The following is a 2,842-nucleotide window of genomic DNA, read 5'->3' on the forward strand; positions in this document are numbered from 1 at the left end:
CGTGATTGGTCCACAGCGGATGAAAGGCTTGTTGGAGCAGCGAATATTATGACACAGCTTGTCGAAATGGCAGAACAGCATTCTGTTTAAAAAATATCTTTATTATTTCAGAAATATTACTTATTTTTATAAAATTATTCTATAAAAACAAATAGTTATTGATTTTTTATAAGAATAAAATTTAACTTTATAATAAAGAACCCTTTATATATTTATTTGGTTTTTATTATATACGTATTGATATAATGAAGAAAATAGATTAGACGGTTTAACCGCAATAAATAGCACTTGCATATAATAAGCTAATAAGCTCCTGTAAATTTTTTAGAAAGAAAAAATTTAGTAAAGATAGCATGCTTTCTTCATTACAAAAGTGTCTAACTATCGTTTTTTTATTACTCACTTTGATACATGGCGTAAAAAACGCTTATGCTGAGTTATTTTCTGATGAACAATACCATCATTTAAAAAACAAAAGAAAGAATATTAAAGAGAGCATACAATTTATTGAAGAAAGTATGTCTCATTTGGATATTTGGGAAAAAAATATTTCTAAAGCAGAATACTATGAGCGTTTGCAGGAACAGAATAAGTTATACAAAAAACTGAAAACTCTGAAGAATGAATATTATAATCTTAGTTCGAAATTACAGGATCTAGCTGAAAAAAAACAAAAAATTATCTCTAGAATACATATAACGAGAGAATACGAAGTAGGGGAGTATGAAGAAAAGTTGATTAAAACAAAAGACTATTTAAAAAAAACTCAAATGTTTAATGAATGGGGAATGAATGAGAAAAGTGGAGGTGATGATGAGATAATGAAAAATTATCTCATGTTTATTATTGCTTGCAACACGTTAGCGGATATATTGCAGAGTGATATAGGTGCTATTTTGCGCAAAGATTTTGATTGGAAAGATAAAGATTTTAGTTGGGCAAGAGACGCAAACAATTCAATAAGTCCTAGTTTAGTCAGGGGTATTAAAGAATTACTAACAGATGGCTCTTATAGCTATGAAAAACAAATATTTGACGATATAAAAAATAGTCTTACAGGAGATAATTGGTTTGTTAAAAATGCACCTGAGCTTTGTAGAACCTTTAAAGAAGTACATAATATAATGCTGCCAAACAAGAAAAAGAATATTATAGATCGCATGCGTTCTCATGTTGAAGAATTATTCAATTAAAAATTATTGTTTGATTTATGTAGAATTATATTCAAAATAGAAAAATACTTAATTTTCTTAAAAGTATAGTTTAGATACTTCATGAAAAATAATGCTATAATAATATGCTATTAATAATTAACTCAGATAAATACAGATAAATTAAGATGATATACTAAACAATAGTTAAAATAGGTTAGTGAAAATATATTTTTAATTTTTTGAATTATTATTTATATTAAATTAATTTTATACATATAAGATATTACTGTTATTATTATCATATAAGATACATATTAAGTAATAATCTTATATATCTTTTTTATGCTTTCTTTTTATGCATGTTTTTTGTGCTTGTAGGTTTTTATTTTTATCTGATTAATTATTTTACTAACGATACATCTCATATCATAAATCATATTTCGTTAATACAATAAGAAAGATATTTCACTGTTTTATATAGGAAAACAAAATGATATTTTGAATTCATTTTTGCTTAAAATTTAAATCATTAACGATTTGTATCTTTGATGTTGTGAAAGATGAAAAAATATAGGAATTTATCATCTTAGCAGATTCTTTTATTTGAGAAATAACTTAAAATAAATTGATAAAAGCTATATTTTTTATTCACGTTATAAAGCTGAGAAATAATATTTGTTCAGAGGTGTAATATATAAATGTTTAGTATATGAGCATAAATTTATTATGGCTTTAGGCACGTAAGATGATTCATAGGGGGTATTTTTATTCCTTTGTTCAGTAGTTTTATCTATAAAACTAACTCCACTTGTGATGTACAAGTGGATAAATTTTATTGATTCAATATAAGAGAGGTTTGCGCTATTACGATCTTTCATACAAAATATAAAAAAAGATAAATTATTATTATAAATTAATATGTTATTATATTTTAAGGAAGTTTATTATAAATAAAATATTTTCAGCAGTTATAGATTTTTTCTCTAAGAAAATGTGGTGTTTAATTAAGAAAAAAGCACTTCTTTAGTAGCTTATTTTTAAACTAAACTTTTTAGTTACAAGCTATGGAATATAAAATTTTTATTACAAAAGCGTATCACCATTGTTTTGTAAACAAGGGCAGAAAATTGTCCATTACCAAAAAGTTCTCTTACAATTATGCAGAAATTTTAGACAATAAGTGGCTTTAATTCATCAAATGTTTCAATAATACCGTAAATGATTTTGTTTTTGTGTATCACACGAGGCACATAAGAAAAACAGTAAAATTTATCTGATATTTTGGAGATTCATGCATTGCAACACTTGTTGCTAAGGCTCCATAAGCTTAATATGAAGAGTAATAAATGTAAAAAGTTTAATTAGTAAGGTTTTTAGAGTAGTATTGGAGTTTATTTTAATTAATATTGCAATATTGATTCGTTTGTGTAATCTTAATTGAAATGCACAGAGGTGTTTTATGGATAGATTGCATCAAATACCAATGTGATGAAGAGGGGAATTATATGGGTGTATAAAAATTAGAATGGCTCATCGTAGTTTTTTCTCTAAATTTGACTTTTTTTTTTATATTGAAGTAAAAATAGTAAAATTAATTGTTATTTCATTATGATTTAATAAATTTAAGTTGGAATTATATTTAATATTTTTTTGAAGTTACTTAAGAGCGCGTTGAAAGGATTAACTTA

Annotated in this window: 1 protein-coding gene; it reads left to right on the plus strand. The window is 24.8% G+C overall.

Going from position 1 to position 2,842, the window contains the following annotated elements; translation table 11 throughout:
* The first annotated feature begins 353 nt into the window (after positions 1-353).
* On the plus strand, positions 354-1,193 hold the full coding sequence (locus ACFIKE_RS09070) for a hypothetical protein (RefSeq protein ID WP_375649446.1): 840 nt from the start codon (positions 354-356) through the stop codon (positions 1,191-1,193).
* Positions 1,194-2,842 lie beyond the last annotated feature (1,649 nt).

The organism is Bartonella sp. MU70NMGDW (genome assembly GCF_042194085.1).
GTDB classification, from domain to species: domain Bacteria; phylum Pseudomonadota; class Alphaproteobacteria; order Rhizobiales; family Rhizobiaceae; genus Bartonella; species Bartonella grahamii.